Origin of the sequence: Limnohabitans sp. Hippo3 (assembly GCF_003063665.1) — a bacterium.
In the GTDB taxonomy this organism is placed as follows: domain Bacteria; phylum Pseudomonadota; class Gammaproteobacteria; order Burkholderiales; family Burkholderiaceae_C; genus Limnohabitans_A.
The window spans coordinates 57,549-73,126 of sequence record NZ_NESF01000012.1 but is presented as its reverse complement, the minus strand read 5'-3'; the positions used below and the strand labels follow the sequence as shown (position 1 = coordinate 73,126).

The 15,578-nt window shown below is 62.5% G+C and carries 15 protein-coding genes; 9 read left to right on the top strand and 6 right to left on the bottom strand.

Translation table 11 applies throughout. From position 1 onward, the window contains the following. Positions 1–6 precede the first annotated feature (6 nt). From B9Z34_RS12445 to B9Z34_RS12435, 3 genes are read left to right on the top strand one after another with little or no spacing between them, the layout of a single operon-like run. On the top strand, positions 7–1,506 hold the full coding sequence (locus tag B9Z34_RS12445; protein WP_108428440.1) for a M81 family metallopeptidase: 1,500 nt from the start codon (positions 7–9) through the stop codon (positions 1,504–1,506). A 54-nt stretch (positions 1,507–1,560) separates the two neighbouring features. After that, positions 1,561–2,988 (top strand): amidase, encoded by a 1,428-nt coding sequence (locus B9Z34_RS12440; RefSeq protein ID WP_108428439.1) that lies wholly within the window; start codon positions 1,561–1,563, stop codon positions 2,986–2,988. A 49-nt stretch (positions 2,989–3,037) separates the two neighbouring features. Beyond that, on the top strand, positions 3,038–3,802 hold the full coding sequence (locus B9Z34_RS12435; RefSeq protein WP_108428438.1) for a type III pantothenate kinase: 765 nt from the start codon (positions 3,038–3,040) through the stop codon (positions 3,800–3,802). A 259-nt stretch (positions 3,803–4,061) separates the two neighbouring features. On the opposite strand, the gene B9Z34_RS12430 is transcribed toward B9Z34_RS12435, so the two are convergent. Together B9Z34_RS12430 and B9Z34_RS12425 are read right to left on the bottom strand one after the other, a co-directional pair. After that, on the bottom strand, positions 4,062–4,721 hold the full coding sequence (locus B9Z34_RS12430; protein WP_108428437.1) for a TetR/AcrR family transcriptional regulator: 660 nt from the start codon (positions 4,719–4,721) through the stop codon (positions 4,062–4,064). Between the two features lie 22 nt (positions 4,722–4,743). After that, the gene (locus tag B9Z34_RS12425; RefSeq protein ID WP_108428436.1) at positions 4,744–5,247 is read right to left on the bottom strand and encodes a phasin family protein; all 504 of its coding nucleotides are present in this window, start codon (positions 5,245–5,247) and stop codon (positions 4,744–4,746) included. Between the two features lie 108 nt (positions 5,248–5,355). Between B9Z34_RS12425 and rfbB the strand changes: the two genes are divergently transcribed. The 4 genes from rfbB (at position 5,356) to slmA (ending at position 9,230) form a co-directional block, all read left to right on the top strand. Beyond that, complete coding sequence (rfbB, locus tag B9Z34_RS12420; protein ID WP_108428435.1) at positions 5,356–6,477, top strand: dTDP-glucose 4,6-dehydratase; 1,122 nt, start codon at positions 5,356–5,358, stop codon at positions 6,475–6,477. A 163-nt stretch (positions 6,478–6,640) separates the two neighbouring features. After that, entirely contained in the window at positions 6,641–7,588 is a 948-nt protein-coding gene (gene rfbD, locus B9Z34_RS12415) for a dTDP-4-dehydrorhamnose reductase (protein ID WP_108428434.1), read from the top strand. A gap of 66 nt (positions 7,589–7,654) precedes the next feature. Beyond that, positions 7,655–8,554, top strand: coding sequence for an acetylglutamate kinase (argB, locus tag B9Z34_RS12410; RefSeq protein WP_108428433.1), 900 nt, complete (start codon positions 7,655–7,657; stop codon positions 8,552–8,554). Between the two features lie 52 nt (positions 8,555–8,606). Next, complete coding sequence (slmA, locus tag B9Z34_RS12405; protein ID WP_108428432.1) at positions 8,607–9,230, top strand: nucleoid occlusion factor SlmA; 624 nt, start codon at positions 8,607–8,609, stop codon at positions 9,228–9,230. A gap of 48 nt (positions 9,231–9,278) precedes the next feature. Here the strand turns inward: slmA and B9Z34_RS12400 are convergent, their stop codons facing one another. Continuing rightward, entirely contained in the window at positions 9,279–10,538 is a 1,260-nt protein-coding gene (locus tag B9Z34_RS12400; protein WP_108428431.1) for a D-alanyl-D-alanine carboxypeptidase family protein, read from the bottom strand. 208 nt (positions 10,539–10,746) lie between these two features. On the opposite strand from B9Z34_RS12400, the gene vapB reads away from it, so the two are divergent. Together vapB and vapC are read left to right on the top strand one after the other, a co-directional pair. Then, positions 10,747–10,980 carry a type II toxin-antitoxin system VapB family antitoxin gene (gene vapB, locus B9Z34_RS12395; protein ID WP_108428430.1) on the top strand — a complete coding sequence of 78 codons (234 nt, stop codon included), beginning with the start codon at positions 10,747–10,749 and terminating at the stop codon, positions 10,978–10,980. Next, positions 10,980–11,390, top strand: coding sequence for a tRNA(fMet)-specific endonuclease VapC (vapC, locus tag B9Z34_RS12390; protein ID WP_108428429.1), 411 nt, complete (start codon positions 10,980–10,982; stop codon positions 11,388–11,390). Before vapB ends, vapC begins: the two co-directional genes overlap by 1 nt. A 283-nt stretch (positions 11,391–11,673) precedes the next feature. On the opposite strand, the gene manD is transcribed toward vapC, so the two are convergent. The 3 genes from manD to B9Z34_RS12375 all read right to left on the bottom strand — a co-directional run bounded on the left by manD (position 11,674) and on the right by B9Z34_RS12375 (position 15,574). Beyond that, the gene (gene manD / locus B9Z34_RS12385) at positions 11,674–12,885 is read right to left on the bottom strand and encodes a D-mannonate dehydratase ManD (RefSeq protein ID WP_108428472.1); all 1,212 of its coding nucleotides are present in this window, start codon (positions 12,883–12,885) and stop codon (positions 11,674–11,676) included. A gap of 81 nt (positions 12,886–12,966) precedes the next feature. Beyond that, positions 12,967–14,370, bottom strand: coding sequence for a mannitol dehydrogenase family protein (locus B9Z34_RS12380; protein WP_108428428.1), 1,404 nt, complete (start codon positions 14,368–14,370; stop codon positions 12,967–12,969). A 139-nt stretch (positions 14,371–14,509) separates the two neighbouring features. Next, a complete protein-coding gene (locus B9Z34_RS12375; RefSeq protein WP_108428427.1) occupies positions 14,510–15,574 on the bottom strand; it encodes a malate/lactate/ureidoglycolate dehydrogenase in 1,065 nt (354 codons plus the stop codon). Positions 15,575–15,578 lie beyond the last annotated feature (4 nt).

Below are 15,578 nucleotides of genomic sequence, written 5' to 3'. Positions count from 1 at the left end.
CACGGCATGACCCGCATCCTGATCGCTGGCTACCAGCACGAAACCAACACCTTTGCCCCCAGCCTGGCCGATTGGGCCGCTTTTCAGACCGGTGAGGCCTTTCCGGCCTTTGTGCGCGGACAGGCCATGGTCGATGCCATGACTGGCGTGAACATCCCGGCGGGTGGGTTCATTGACGCGGCCCGACGCGAAGGCTGGCAGATCGTCCCGTCGGCCTGGGCCGGGGCCACGCCCTCGTCCTATGTCACACGCGACGCTTTTGAGCGCATCTGCGGCGCCATTGTCGAAGATGTGCGTACAGCCATGGTGCAGGGCCTCGATGGTGTTTACCTCGATTTGCACGGTGCTGCTGTGGCCGAAAACGCCGACGACAGCGAGGGTGAGTTGATTGCTCGCATCCGTGCCGTGGTGGGACCCCGCGTGCCCATTGTGGGCAGCCTGGACCTGCACGCCAATGTGACCGAACGCATGCTGCGCCTGGCCGACGGTCTGGTGGCTTACCGCACTTACCCGCACATCGACATGGCCGAGACCGGTGAGCGGGCCGCCCTGCTGCTGCGTGAACACCTGCGCGCAGGCGCCAAGCGGCCCATGCAAGCGCGGCGGTTGCCCTTTTTGATTCCCCTCAACGCGCAAAGCACCTGGATGGCCCCGGCAAAAGACCTCTATGACGAAATGATCGCGCTGGAGGCGCAGACCGGCTGCATGCTCAGTTTTTGCATGGGCTTCCCCGCCTCTGACTTTGACGAGTGCGGCCCTGTGGTGTGGGGCCACGGCCCGCAAGCCGATGCGGTGGTGCAGCGCTTGTTTGCGCTTGTGGCCGAACCTGGCCAATGGCGTCCCGATGTCTTGCCCGCCCGCGAAGCGGTGGCGCAAGCTTTGGCCACCGCCGAGGTCTCGGGCCCGCCCGTGGTCATGGCCGACACGCAAGACAACCCGGGCGCAGGCGGCGACAGCAACACCACGGGCATGCTGCACGCCTTGCTGCAGCAGGGGGCCGGTCAACGCTGGCCTGGGCAAGTGGCGCTGGGCATGCTGTACGACCCCTCTGCGGCGCGCCAGGCGCACGCCGCTGGCGTGGGGGCGGTGCTGGAGTTGGCCTTGGGCAAGGCCGTGCCCACCTTCACCGGTGCGCCCAGTGACCCGCCTGTGCAAGGGCGCTTTGTGGTGCGTGCATTGGGCGGGGACGAGTGCGAGCTCAAAGGCCCGATGATGACCGGCATGAAAGCCCATATCGGTCCCAGCGCCTGCCTTGAAATCGACGGCGTGCTGGTGGCCGTGGCCAGCGGCAAGATGCAGATGCTCGACCGCGAACTGTTCCGTGCTGTGGGCATTCAGCCCGAGCAAATGAAGTTGCTGGTGGTCAAAAGCTCCAACCATTTCCGCGCCGATTTCACACCCATCGCCAGCCGGGTGTTGGTGGCCAAGGCGGCGGGCCCTATGGCCGCCGACCCGGGCGATTTGCCCTGGAAAAAGCTCAGCCCCCAAACCCGCACCAGACCCTGAAACTCGGCCTTGATGGGCTGGGTGTGACCTGACTCTCAACGATTGGAGACTTGCATGAGCACCACCGACCTGACCCAATGCACCGCGCATGAATTGATGGCTTTGTACCGCAGTGGTCAGGCCAGCCCGGTGGAGGCCACGCAGGCGGTGCTCTCGCGCATGGACCGCCTCAACCCGCAGATCAACGCCTTTTGTCTGGTCGATGCCAAAAGCGCATTGGCCAGCGCCCGTGCCAGTGAAGCGCGCTGGCAAGCGCACCGCAGCACAGGCGCTCCGGTGGGTGAACTCGACGGGGTGCCCACCAGCATCAAGGACCTGATCCTCACGCAAGGCTGGCCCACGCTGCGCGGCAGCCGCACCATCGACCCCCAGCAGCCTTGGGAGGTGGACGCGCCGGCCACAGCACGCCTGCGTGAAGCAGGTGCGGTGTTGCTGGGCAAGACCACCACGCCCGAGTTTGGTTGCAAGGGCGAAACCAACTCGCCCGCCACGGGCATCACCCGCAACCCCTGGAATTTGAACCACACACCCGGCGGCTCATCAGGCGGTGCGGCGGCGGCTGTGGCTGCGGGCCTGGGTCCTTTGGCGGTGGGCACCGACGGTGCGGGCAGCGTGCGCATTCCGGCCGCGTTTTGTGGCAACGTGGGTTTGAAACCCAGCTTTGGCCGCGTGCCGGCTTACCCGCTGTCGCCTTTTGGTTCGGTGGCGCATCTGGGGCCGCACACCCTGAGCGTGCGCGATGCCGCCATGATGATGAACGTCCTCAAAAAGCCCGACGCCCGAGACTGGACTTCGCTGCCGCCCGAGGCGACCGACTACACCGTGGGGCTGGAAGACGGCATTCGCGGCCTGCGCATCGCGTATTCGCCGACGCTCGGTTACGCCCACAATGTCCACCCCGAGATTGCCGCAGCCGTGGATCAGGCCGTGAAAAAGCTCCAGGACCTGGGGGCTCACGTGGAGCAGGTGGACCCTGGCTTTGACGATCCGCTTGAAATCACCACCGGCCTGTGGTTCCTTGGCGCCTACACCGTCTGGTCCGGCCTCACGGCAGCGCAGCAGGCCCTGGCCGACCCGGACTTCCGCGCTGAAGCGCAATTGGGCGCACAGCTCAATGCGCAGCAGATCCAGCAGTTGAACCAACGCCGGGGCGTGCTGGGCTCGCACATGCGCCAGTTCATGCAGCGCTACGACCTGCTGGTGACACCTTCGGTGTCGATTCCGGCTTTTGAGGCAAGGCCCTCGGGGACGGTCCCCATGGACCCGCACAGCATGTTGGGCTGGACGCCGTTCAGCTACCCCTTCAACCTGACGCAGCAACCGGCCATCACCGTGCCCTGTGGCGTGACCCGGGCGGGCCTGCCCATGGGCGTGCAGATCGTGGGGCCCATGTTTGGCGATGCGCTGGTGCTGCGCGCCGCGCGGGCTTATGAATCGGTACAGCCGGTGGTGCGTCCCAGTATTGAAACGGGCCTGAAATGACGCATGCCGATAGGCGTTTGCGGGTTTTGAAAGTCATTATCATCGCCGGATGACATTTTTAGCCATCGATGTGGGCAATACGCGTCTGAAATGGGCGCTGTACGACCAACCGAGCCCTCAGGGGCAACTGCTGGCGCATGGCGCCGAATTTTTGGAAAACATCGACCGCTTGTCAGAAGGCTCTTGGGCCGATCTGCCCAAGCCGGACCAGATGCTGGGCTGTGTGGTGGCGGGCGACGCCATCAAGCGCCGCGTGCAGGAGCAAATGGAGATTTGGGATTTCACCCCCCAGTGGGTGGTGCCCAGCGCCCAAGAGGCGGGCCTGATCAATGGCTATGACCACCCTTCGCGCTTGGGTTCGGATCGTTGGGTCGCCATGATCGGGGCGCGTCACCGCATGCTGGCCGCTGGCCCGTCCCGCCCTTTGGTGGTGGTCATGGTGGGCACGGCCGTGACGGTCGAGGCCATCGATGCCGAAGGCCGGTTTTTGGGTGGGCTGATCTTGCCCGGTCACGGCATCATGCTGCGTGCGCTCGAGTCGGGTACAGCGGGCTTGCATGTGCCCACTGGAGAAGTCACACCTTTCCCCACCAACACCAGCGACGCGCTGACCAGTGGCGGCACCTACGCCATTGCGGGGGCTTGTGAACGCATGGTTCAGCACCTGCGCGAGCGCACGGGCGAAGAGCCCATGTGCATCATGACCGGCGGCGCGGGCTGGAAAATGGCCCCCAGCATGTCTGTGCAGTTTGAGCTGGTGGACAACCTGATTTTTGACGGCCTGCTGGCCCTGGCCGCTCAGCGTTTCAGCTGAAAGTTCTGATCGGTGGGGGGAGCGCTCAGAAATGGGCGTGTCCACAGCCCCGGTATTTGTCATACCCGCGCATGCGGATATCCATGGCAGTCGAAGGCAAAAGGCATGGATCCCCGATCGAGTCGGGGACGACAAAGGTGAAGCTTCATGCCCGAGCCCATCTTTGTCATGCCCGCGCATGTGGCTATCCATCCCAGCCGAAGGCACGGACCTCGCTCAGATTCAACACGCTCGGCGAGGCCTGCTCCCCAAAAAGCCATCAACTGGCGCTGTATGCAGCCGTCAAGCTTTGCAGGTGGTCTTGCAAGTCCTGGCTGGCCATGTACGGGGTCAGCAAGGCCAGCACATGCTGGGCACCCCGTGTCAGGGCCAGCCCCGCGCTGGCGGGCTCCAAGGCTTGGCGGGGGTTGCGGACGTATTCATAGCTGAGCCAGTAGGTCACCATGACCGACATGCTGGCTGACAGCGTTTCAATGCTGTCCGGCCCGATGCGCATCAGACCTGCGGCGGCCAGTGACTCCAGCATCAACCTGAACGCGTGGGTTTGGCGTTCCAGCACCGCATGAAAGTGCGTCTCCAGATGCCGGTTGCCGGAGAGCAGGTTGTTCAGGTCCCGGTACAAAAAGCGGTGGCTCCACACCTGCTCAAATAGCGAATGCAGGAAAAACCAGGTGTCTTCGATGTCCCGTACATCGGGGGCGGCGTCCAGCAGCCCCAGCATGGCGGTCTCGTATTGGTCAAAGAGGCGATTGACCAAGGCGTCTTTGGATGGGAAGTGGTAATAGAGGTTGCCCGGACTGATGCCCAGCTCGGCAGAGATCAACGTGGTCGAGACGTTGGGCTCACCAAAGCGGTTGAACAGCTCCAGCGTCACGTCGGCAATGCGCTCGGCTGTTCGGCGGGGGGCTTTTTTGGCCATGTCTGAAGGCGACCTTGATCAATCAGCTGGATTTTTTGGCCGACCGGGCGGTGCTCGCAGTTTTGGGTTGGGCCTTGGCCGTTTTGCTGGGGGCTGGCGTCGCCTTTTTGGCGCTGGTCCCGCGCAACGCAGACACCTGCGCCTCCAGCTGCGCCACCCGATCGTTCAGCATCTGAATGTCCAGCAGAGTGGGCATACCCAGGCGGTGCAGGGCTTTGGCCACGCGGTCTTCAAACAAGTGCTCCAGTTTGTCGACCCGGCCTGTGGCTTGTTGACCAAAATCACTGGCCATGTGACTCAAGCGTTCGGTGGCCTCTTGCAAGCGTTGCTGGGCTTCGGCCTGGCTTTTGCGCTGAAAGGCCAAGCCATCGTTCACCAAGGCCTCAATGGCTTTGCTGCCTTGTTCCTGAGCCTTGGCCATCGCCCCCAGACCCGCCAGCCACACCTGCTGCGCGGGCAGGACCGGGCTGACCGGCGTCGTCTTCGGACTGGATTTGTTGCGTTTGGAGTTGTCTGATGAGGCCATGTTGAACTTCCTGAACAAGATGCCACTTTAACCTGTGCGTGGGGGTAATGCTTCTAAAATCCCGAAACAGAGGTGCCGCACCCCGTGGCCCCATTCTCGATCCCACTCATGACCCTTCTCGTCACTGGCGGTGCCGGCTTCATTGGTGCCAATTTCGTGCTCGACTGGCTGGCCGCCAGCGACGAGCCCATCATCAATCTCGACAAGCTCACCTACGCGGGTAACCCCGAGACCTTGGCCAGCCTGCAAGGCGATGCGCGCCACCAGCTGGTGCAAGGCGACATCGGCGACAGCGCTTTGGTCAGCCGTTTGTTGGCCGAGCACCAGCCCCGCGCCGTGGTCAACTTTGCTGCTGAAAGCCATGTGGACCGCTCGATCCACGGCCCGGGCGAGTTCATTGAAACCAACATCGTGGGCACGTTCCGTTTGCTGGAGGCGGTGCGGGGGTATTGGCAGGCCTTGCCCAAAGCGGAGATGGATCCCCGCGTTCGCGGGGATGACAAGGGCATGAAGCTCTTGGATGACCAAGAGCTGACACAAACGGCTTTCCGGTTTTTGCACGTGTCGACTGACGAGGTGTATGGCTCGCTGGCCAAGGGCGACCCGGCCTTTGCCGAAACCCACCGCTACGAACCCAACAGCCCTTACAGCGCGAGCAAGGCCGCATCCGATCATTTGGTCCGCGCCTGGCACCACACCTATGGCCTGCCGGTGCTCACCACCAACTGCTCCAACAACTACGGGCCCTACCACTTTCCCGAAAAACTCATCCCGCTGATGATCGTCAATGCGCTGGCGGGCAAGCCCTTGCCGGTGTATGGCGACGGCATGCAGATTCGCGACTGGCTGTACGTCAAAGACCACTGCAGCGCGATTCGCCGCGTGCTCGAAGCCGGGCGCTTGGGTGAGACCTATAACGTGGGCGGTTGGAACGAAAAGCCCAACATCGAGATCGTGCAGACCGTTTGCAAACTGCTCGACGAAATGCGCCCCAAAGCCGATGGCTCCAGCTATGCCAGCCAGATCACCTATGTCACAGACCGCCCGGGCCACGACCGCCGTTACGCCATCGACGCCCGCAAGCTCGAGGCCGAGCTGGGCTGGAAGCCCGCCGAGACCTTTGAAACCGGCATCCGCAAAACCGTCGAGTGGTACCTGGCCAACCCCGAATGGGTGGCGCACGTGCAAAGCGGCGCTTACCGCGAGTGGGTGAACAAACAATACGCATGAAGACATGGATCCCCGATCAAGTCGGGGATGACGAAGGAGAAGTGTCATACCCGCATACACCTTTGTCATACCCGCATACTCCTTTGTCATACCCGCGCATGCGGGTATCCATGACTTCAGAACCTTGGATGCCCGATCAAGTCAGGCATGACAGAGAAGAGAGATGCCCGATCAGGTCTGGGGTGACAAGCAGGCGGCACAACATGAACAGGAACACATTTTGAAAATCTTGTTGTTAGGCAAAAACGGTCAAGTCGGTTGGGAGCTGCAGCGCAGCTTGGCACCTCTGGGCCAGGTGCTGGCCCTTGACCGGCACAGCACCGAGTTCTGTGGCGACCTGAGCCAGCCTGAGCGTTTGGCGCAAACGGTGCGGGACTGGCGTCCCGATGTGATCGTCAATGCCGCCGCCCACACGGCGGTGGACAAAGCCGAATCCGAGCCTGAATTGGCCCGGTGTCTGAACACCACCGCACCCGCAGCGCTGGCACAGGCCGCCGCCGAGATAGGTGCATGGTTGGTGCATTACTCGACCGACTACGTGTTCAATGGTCACGGCGACCAGCCATGGCGAGAGGGCGACGCCACGGGGCCGCTCAGTGTGTACGGGCAGTCCAAACTCGAAGGTGAGCAGGCCATTATTGCCAGTGGTTGCAAACACCTGGTTTTTCGCACCAGTTGGGTGTATGCGGCGCGGGGTGGCAACTTTGCCAAGACCATGCTGCGGCTCGCTGCAGAGCGCGAACGCCTGACCGTCATCAACGACCAGCACGGTGCCCCGACAGGAGCCGATCTCATCGCCGACGTGACGGCGCATGCCATCCGCAGCGCCGGGCAAAAGACAGGGCTGGGCGGCATCTACCACTTGGTGGCTGCAGGCGAGACCACGTGGCACGGCTACGCCAGCCATGTGATTGCACAAGCCCGTCAAATCCAGCCCGAGCCGGGCCTGAAAGTGAGCGAGATCGCGCCAGTACCTACCACCGCCTTCCCAACGCCCGCCCAGCGCCCGTTGAACTCTCGGCTGAACACCCACAAGCTGCAAGAAGCCTTTGGGCTGGTGCTGCCGCCGTGGCAGCAAGGCGTCAACCGCATGTTGGCCGAGATCCTCTGAACTGCCATGGGCTTGCGGCACAATCCCCTGGACTTTTGAATCTTTTTTGAAACTTCGCGACGCACCATGACCGACAACACTGCTGCCCCCAACGTTGCCCCGCATGACCAGGCCCAGATCCTGGCGCAGGCCATGCCCTACATCCGCAGGTTCCATGGCAAGACTCTGGTCATCAAGTACGGCGGCAACGCCATGACCGACCCGGCCTTGCAGCAAGCCTTTGCCGAAGACGTGGTGCTGCTCAAGCTGGTGGGCATGAACCCGGTGGTGGTGCACGGCGGTGGCCCGCAAATTGAAACGGCTTTGAAGCGCCTGGGCAAAACCGGCGAATTCATTCAGGGCATGCGCGTGACCGATGCCGAGACCATGGAAGTGGTCGAGTGGGTGCTGGGCGGCGAAGTGCAGCAAGACATCGTGGGCATGATCAACCGCGCAGGCGGCAAGGCCGTGGGCCTGACGGGCCGTGACGGTGGCCTGATCCGGGCCAAAAAACTGCGCCTGGTGGACAGCCAGGACCCGAGCAAAGAACACGATGTGGGCCAAGTGGGCGAGATCGAAAGCATCGACCCCTCGATCCTGACCTGCCTGCAAGACGACGCCTTCATTCCCGTGGTCAGCCCCATCGGCTTTGGCGTCAACAACGAAAGCTACAACATCAACGCTGACGTGGTGGCTGCAAAACTGGCCACCGTGCTGCAAGCCGAAAAGCTGCTCATGCTCACGAACATCCGTGGCGTGCTCGACAAGCAAGGTCAGTTGCTGACCGAGTTGACACCCGCCCGCATCGACGAGCTGTGTGCCGACGGCACCATCAGTGGCGGCATGATCCCCAAAATCGCAGGGGCCCTGGATGCCGCCAAGAGCGGTGTGAACGCGGTGCACATCATCGATGGCCGCGTGCCTCATGCGATGCTGCTCGAAGTGCTGTCCGAGCAAGCCTTTGGCACCATGATCAAGAGCCGCTGAGGTCTTCGCGTTGCTGCACGAGCAGGCGAATCAGAAAGAGTGAGGGGGAGACATGTCAGACTCAGAAACAGCCAGCGAACGCTTTACAGACGATGAAACGGCGCCTGCACGCAAACGCCCGCGTCCGGGCGAGCGGCGTTTGCAGATTCTGCAAACCCTGGCCGCCATGCTGGAGCAGCCTGGTGCCGAGCGCGTGACCACGGCCAGTCTGGCTGCCAAGATTGGCGTGAGCGAAGCGGCTTTGTACCGCCACTTTGCCAGCAAGGCGCAGATGTTTGAAGGACTGATTGATTTTGTCGACCAGTCCGTGATCGGCCTGATCCGGCAAGTGACAGACCGTGAACCCGCAGGCCCCGTGCAAGCGGGTCGGATCGTGGCCTTGCTGCTGCAGTTCGCCGAGAAAAACCCGGGCATGAGCCGCGTGATGATTGGCGACGCGCTGGTGCTGGAGCATGAACGCCTGCAAGAGCGCATCAATTTGCTGTTTGACAAGGTGGAGGCGCAGCTGCGTCAATCCCTCAAAGCCAACGACTCGGTCACCCCCACCGCGGACGCACAAGTGGCCGCCTCCTTGTTGGTGGCCTTCATGCAAGGCCGCTTGCAGCGCTTTGCCCGCTCCGGCTTCAAGCGATTGCCATCTGAGCATTTGCAAGCGGCTTTGGCCCGCATGCTTTAAGCGAGGGCTTAAGGCGGGCAGAGCCCCCGGCTCTGCGCCCTTCGCGCTTTATTGCCCGATCAGCTTGAGCAGGTGTTGCCAGCCGCGCAGCAGCAGACCCGAGCGCTCCACATCGGCTTGCGCCACCAGCGGGGCCTCGCCCACCGGCTTGCCATTGGCAGTGGCCACCACCTTGCCGATCACCGCGCCCTTGGCCACGGGGGCTTCCAGACCGGGGTTGAGCTGCACGGCGGTCTGCACCTGCGTACCACGCGGCACGGTCAGCATCCAGGGTGTGCCCAGACCAGCGGCCACGGTGTCGGCCTTGCCGAAGCTGACCTTGGCTGTGCCGACCACCGCGTTGGCTGCAATCGGTGTGGCTTTCTCGAAGCTGCCAAAGCCCCAGCCCAGCAGGGTGCGGGATTGGTCTGCCCGCGCCTGGGCGCTGTGGGTGTTGAGGATGACCGAGATCAGGCGCATGTCATTGCGCTTGGCCGAAGTCACCAGGCAGAAGCCAGCCTCTTGGGTGTGGCCGGTTTTGAGGCCGTCCACCGAGGGGTCGGTGTAAAGCAGGGCGTTGCGGTTGCCTTGCTTGATGCCGTTGTATTTGAACTCGCGCTCGGCGTAGAGCGGGTAGTACTCGGCACCGTCCTTGATGATGGCCCGCGCCAGGATGGCCAGATCTCGCGCAGACGATTTGTGCGCGGGATCGGGCAAGCCTGTGGGGTTCATGAAGGTCGTATGCGTCATGCCCAGGCGCTGGGCTTCGGCGTTCATCAATTTGGCAAAACCCGCCTCGGAGCCGGCCATGTGCTCGGCAATCGCTTTGGACGCGTCGTTGCCCGACTGGATGATGATGCCGCGCAAGATGTCGATCACCGTCGCCTGGCTATTCAGCGGCAGGTACATGCACGATTCGGCGCTGGTGCCGCGACACCAGGCGTTTTCGCTCACGGTGACCAGGTCGGTGGGCTTGAGCTTGCCCGAGCGCAGCGCCTGCTCGACGATGTAGCTGGTCATCATCTTGGTCAGCGATGCGGGCGGCAGCGGCTCGTCGGCGTTGGCCGAGGCGAGCACTTCTCCGGAGTCATAGTCCATCAGCAGCCAGGCCTTGGCGGGCAGGGCAGGCGGGTTGGCCGCCAACGCGACCTGTGCTGCCAGCGGGGGCAGTGCATTGGCGGCCACGGCCACTTTTTTGGAGGCAGCGGGCTTGGAAGCCGTGGCTTTGGTTTTGTTGTGTTTGGCGGCTAAAGCCCCAGAGCCAGGGACCAGGGCGCCCACGGCAATGGCCAGGGCAACAGAGAGGAGAGAGAAATTCTTGGAGTGCATGGTGTTCGTCGTTAGAGCCTCAATTGTCGCGGATTCGCGTCAGGGTATTTATGGCCTCAGCCAGCTTCGTCTTGTACGGGAGCTTTAACCCTGCGATGGAGCTCGCAAAGCGTGTGCGGTGGCGGAATCGATATGTTTGTAAAACACCAAATTGACCACTGCGGAGATGCTGTATACAATTGCTATATACTTTTCTTTGGGAGGCATCATGGCCATCGGCACTGTTTTCGTCAATAACCGTACCCAGGCCGTTCGTCTGCCTTTGGACGTGCGTCTACCCGATGGTGTCCAAAAGGTCGAGATACGCGCCAAAGGCAACGAGCGCATCATCGCCCCTCTGGGCCAAACTTGGGACAGCTTTTTTCTGGGTGGCCCCACAGTGAGCGACGACTTCCTGCCCGAGCGCGCCACCCAGAACCAGACCGAGCGGGAGACGCTCTGATGCTGCGTTATCTGCTGGACACCAACATCGTCATCTACGTGTTGAAGCGACGACCTGTCGAGGTGCTTGCCACTTTCAATGCCAATGCCAGCCGCATGGCCATGTCCTCGATTACCCTCTCAGAGCTTTTGCACGGTGCGGAGAAAAGCAGTCGCGTGAGCGAGAACCTGGCCGCCATCGAAGACTTTTGCAGTCGCCTGGAAGTATTGCCCTATGGCCCCAAGGCCGCGCAGCATTACGGCGCCATTCGCGCCGCCTTGGAAAAACTCGGTCAGCCTATCGGTGTGAACGACATGCACATTGCAGCGCACGCCCGCAGTGAAGGCTTGGTGCTGGTGACGAACAACATGGCGGAGTTCGCACGGGTGCCTGCGCTGGAAGCAGAGAACTGGGTCCACACAGCGCAGTGATTGACAAGTTGTCGTGAATCAGTCACATAAAAGTGTGCCAACTGTCACGCCAAGTTTCCCTCCATGGCTGGGGTGGGCCAGCAGCTGACCTTTGACGTGAGCACCACGCCGATAGTGAGGCTGAACTCGGACTTCCCTAGTTGGAGGTTGGAGTTTTGTCCATTCAATCATCGGGGTTTCGCTGTACGTTGCATCCAGTGGTCGGTCAACAGCCCACAGCAGTCAGTCAGAGAAATTTTCCGGCCGCTTTTGGCTGCAGAGGAGCCTCCTAAGGTCAGCCCTTTCACCAATTCCACAGCGTCCCATCGTGTTGCAGCCGGTTCACCGGCAAATAAGCCCTTTGGTACGGGTACTTGGCAGCCAGCTGCTCGTCGATGTCCACGCCGTGGCCGGGGGACTCGCCGCAATACATCATGCCGCGCTCAAAGCGCCAGTCGTGCGGGAAGACCGAGAGCATTTCCTCGCTGTGCGGCATGTACTCCTGCACGCCAAAGTTGGGCACCCAGGTGTCAAAGTGCAGGGCGGCGCCCATGCACACGGGCGACAGGTCGGTTGCGCCGTGGCAGCCGGTGCGCACCTGATACAGGCTCGCCAAGTCGGCAATGCGCCGCAGGTGTGTGATGCCGCCCGCGTGGACCACGGTGGTGCGGATGTAGTCGATCAGCTGTTTCTCGATCAGCGTCTTGCAATCCCAGATGCTGTTGAAAATCTCGCCCACCGCAATCGGCGTGGTGGTGTGGTGGCGTATCCACTGAAACGCGTCTTGGTTTTCAGCCGGGGTCGGGTCTTCCATCCAGAACATGCGCACGGGTTCCAGCGCCTTGCCCAGCTGGCCAGCCTCAATGGGCGTCAGGCGGTGGTGCACGTCGTGCAGCAAATGGATGTCGGGGCCGACGGCTTCGCGCACGGCTTCAAACAGGCCGGGCGTGTGGCGCAAATACCTCTCAGTGCTCCAGTCGTGTTCGCTGGGCAGATTGCCGTCGGCGGGTTCGTACATGCGGTTAGCGCCACTGACCCCATAGACCTTGTTCAGGCCAGGCACGCCGCTTTGGGCACGGATGGCCAAGTAGCCTTCTTCCTTGTGACGCAAGACTTCATCGACCGTTTCGGCGGTGTCACGCCCATTGGCATGGCCGTAGACCATCACCCCGGTGCGGCTGCGTCCGCCCAGCAGTTGGTACAGCGGCATGTTGGCCATCTTGGCCTTGATGTCCCACAGCGCGGTGTCCACGGCGGCGATCGCGCTCATGGTCACCGGGCCGCGCCGCCAGTAGGCGCCTTTGTAGAGGTATTGCCAGATGTCTTCGATCTGCTGCGGGTCGCGCCCGATCAGGCAGGGGATGACATGGTCTTCGAGGTAGCTGACCACGGCCAGCTCGCGGCCGTTGAGTGTGGCGTCGCCGATGCCAGTGACGCCTTGATCCGTCTCGATCTTGAGGGTGACGAAGTTGCGGCCAGGGCTGCAGACGATGACGCGGGCGGCGGTGATTTTCATGGTGCAGACCTTGATCGGTGGTGGGTGGGGAAACATGTCGGACCTGAAGGTGCCGTCCTACGCGGATGCCGCAACGGGTTGTCATGTGTTTGTGGCCAGCAGTTGTTGGAACGCAGCGTCCACACCGTGCTGCAGAACCTGCTGGTGCCAGTGCGTCACACGGGCGATCCACGTCGCGTTTTGCGGCAAGGTTGTGCCCCACAGGTCTTCGCGAGCCAGTAGGGCGCGCACGCAGGCGTCGGGCTCGGTGCGTTGTGCGGCGCCCAGGGCCATCAGGCTGTCGGCTTGCGGGTCGTTCAGGGCGTAGGCCTGACCGTTTTCGTCCACGCCCAGGGTGTAGCGCACGAATACGGCTGCGCCCAGCGCATGGTGCTCAAACGAAGCACCTTGGGCGATCTGCCCCAGCACCGAGGGCGGCCAACGCTGCGGGATTTTTTGCGAGCTGTCGGTGGCGATCTGGTGCACGCTGTGCTTCAGATACGGGTTGCCAAAACGTGCGATCAGTGCGTCGCGGTACTCGGCCCAATCCGTGCGACTCAGGTGTGGCGCAACTTCGCGACTCATCAGCTGGTGAACAAAGGTACGGATGTGGGGCACACCGATACAGCTCGCAATGTAAGGCCTGCCCGTGACCGCACCCATGAGCGCCATGGCCGTATGGCTGCCATTGAGCATGCGCAGCTTGGCTTCTTCGTAGCTGTGTACATCACTCGTCACGCGCACGCCCGAAGATTGCAGCAAGGCAGCGTCTGTCGGATCGGCGAAGCAGTCCTCGATGACCCATTCCCAAAAGCCTTCGGTGCTCAGGGCGCATTGGTCTTGCACGCTCAGTGCCTTTTGTGCAGCGGCCATCACTTCGGGCGTGGCGGCGGGCACGATGCGGTCGACCATGCTGCACGGAAAAGCGCATTGCGCATCGAGCCAGCGCAGCAGTTCACCGTCGTGTGTTGTGCCGGCGGTTTTGACCAGCGCCTGCAGCTTGTGGCCATTGCCTTGCAGGTTGTCGCACGAGGCGATGGTGATGCCGGGCAAGCCAGCCTGCTGGCGCAGGCGCAAACCGTCCAGCAACAGTTGACCCAAGGCCGGGGTGTAGCCTTTTTCGGTGACGGTGAGAGTGACCCAGCGTGTGGTGGCCGCAGCGATGGCTTGCACCACGGCATCGCGCTCGGTGGTCGCCACACTCATGCGCCACAGTGCGCCGGGCACTTGCCATGTCACGCCCTGACCATCGGCCACGCGCACGGCGTACAAGCCGTCTTGTGCGCGCAACTGGTCCACCAGATCAGGCCGCGTCATGCCCACGCCGTGGATACCCCAGCGTGTGTCGCCAGCGGTCAGCAACCGGTCAAACACCATGGCCTGGTGGGCGCGGTGAAAAGCACCCAGGCCCAGATGCACCACGCCCGGGGCATGGGCTTTGCGCTTGTACGCCGGGGTTTGAATAGAGGCGGGCAATGCCGTGAGCGTGGAGGCGGACAGTTTCATGGGGTCAACCGAGTGGGTGATTGGGGCTTGACAGCGATGCGTGGTGGTGAGGCGGATGAATTTGAGTTGTCATGCCGGACTTGATCCGGCATCCATGATTGCGGAAGGCATGGACCCCGGATCAAGTCCGGGGTGATATTCATGGGGTCCGGGGTGACGTTTGGAGTTTTTTCTCGGATGCTTCGATCTCGGCCCAGGTGGTGTCGTCGATCCATATGCCGGATTTTTCGCGCTCGGCGCGGGCGGTGCGTTCAGGTTCACCCGCCATCTTGACGCCGTCACTGCCCGGCGCATCGGGGCTCTGGTGCAGCCAGTCGGCAAAGGCCAGTGCTTCTTGTTCAAACATGCTTTGTGTACCCAGACGAACCGGGTCGATCAACAGGGTCAGCATGCCGTTGAGCACGGCGCGTTGGTGGTCGGCTTCGCGGTGCCAGGTGCCGCTGCCTGTGAGTGCGCCGCCCAACAATTCGCAGGCCACGGCCATGCCAAAGCCTTTGTGGTCGCCAAAGGTCATGAGCGCGCCAAACAAGCCGTTGGACTGCGGCACCACCACCACGCCGGGGTTGGTGGTGGGGTGGCCGTTTTCGTCGATCAGGTAACCCGGTGGCACCTGTTCGCCCTTGTTGTGCGCCACGCGCATCTTGCCTTGGGCCACGCGGCTGGTGGCAAAGTCCAGCACAAAGGGGGCGCGGTTGCCCATGGGCACGCCGATGCAGCAGGGGTTGGTGCCAAAGCGCCCGTCGCCACCGCCAAAGGGTGCCACCACAGGGCGCGAGAGCACGTTGACAAAATGCACCGACACCAGACCTTGCGCCACGGCCATTTCAGCGAAGTGGCCGATGCGACCCAGGTGGTGCGAGCGGCTCAGGGCCACGGTGCACACGCCATACTGTTTGGCGCGTTCAATGCCCATGTGCATGGCTTGCACGCCGGTGATCTGGCCGTAGCCGCGTTGGCCGTCCAGGTTGAGCAAGGGGCCGGTGTCGAGCAAGACCTTGACGCCCGTGTTGGGGCTCAGGCCACCTTCGAGCACCGCATCCACATAACGCGGCACCATGCCCACGCCGTGCGAGTCGTGCCCGCTCAGGTTGGCCATGACCAGGTTGTCGGCCACCTGCGCGGCTTCAGCCGGGGCGCTGCCCGCTTGTTCAATGATGTGGGCGACTTTGGTGCGCAGCGCTGCGGCTTGGATGCGTTGACTCATGATG

Coding starts and splice junctions, on each gene's coding strand:
- B9Z34_RS12445 (WP_108428440.1), top strand. CDS start 7: ATGACCCGCATCCTGATCGCTGGCTACCAGCACGAAACCAACACCTTT.
- B9Z34_RS12440 (WP_108428439.1), top strand. CDS start 1,561: ATGAGCACCACCGACCTGACCCAATGCACCGCGCATGAATTGATGGCT.
- B9Z34_RS12435 (WP_108428438.1), top strand. CDS start 3,038: ATGACATTTTTAGCCATCGATGTGGGCAATACGCGTCTGAAATGGGCG.
- B9Z34_RS12430 (WP_108428437.1), bottom strand. CDS start 4,721: ATGGCCAAAAAAGCCCCCCGCCGAACAGCCGAGCGCATTGCCGACGTG.
- B9Z34_RS12425 (WP_108428436.1), bottom strand. CDS start 5,247: ATGGCCTCATCAGACAACTCCAAACGCAACAAATCCAGTCCGAAGACG.
- rfbB (WP_108428435.1), top strand. CDS start 5,356: ATGACCCTTCTCGTCACTGGCGGTGCCGGCTTCATTGGTGCCAATTTC.
- rfbD (WP_108428434.1), top strand. CDS start 6,641: ATGCCCGATCAGGTCTGGGGTGACAAGCAGGCGGCACAACATGAACAG.
- argB (WP_108428433.1), top strand. CDS start 7,655: ATGACCGACAACACTGCTGCCCCCAACGTTGCCCCGCATGACCAGGCC.
- slmA (WP_108428432.1), top strand. CDS start 8,607: ATGTCAGACTCAGAAACAGCCAGCGAACGCTTTACAGACGATGAAACG.
- B9Z34_RS12400 (WP_108428431.1), bottom strand. CDS start 10,538: ATGCACTCCAAGAATTTCTCTCTCCTCTCTGTTGCCCTGGCCATTGCC.
- vapB (WP_108428430.1), top strand. CDS start 10,747: ATGGCCATCGGCACTGTTTTCGTCAATAACCGTACCCAGGCCGTTCGT.
- vapC (WP_108428429.1), top strand. CDS start 10,980: ATGCTGCGTTATCTGCTGGACACCAACATCGTCATCTACGTGTTGAAG.
- manD (WP_108428472.1), bottom strand. CDS start 12,885: ATGAAAATCACCGCCGCCCGCGTCATCGTCTGCAGCCCTGGCCGCAAC.
- B9Z34_RS12380 (WP_108428428.1), bottom strand. CDS start 14,370: ATGAAACTGTCCGCCTCCACGCTCACGGCATTGCCCGCCTCTATTCAA.
- B9Z34_RS12375 (WP_108428427.1), bottom strand. CDS start 15,574: ATGAGTCAACGCATCCAAGCCGCAGCGCTGCGCACCAAAGTCGCCCAC.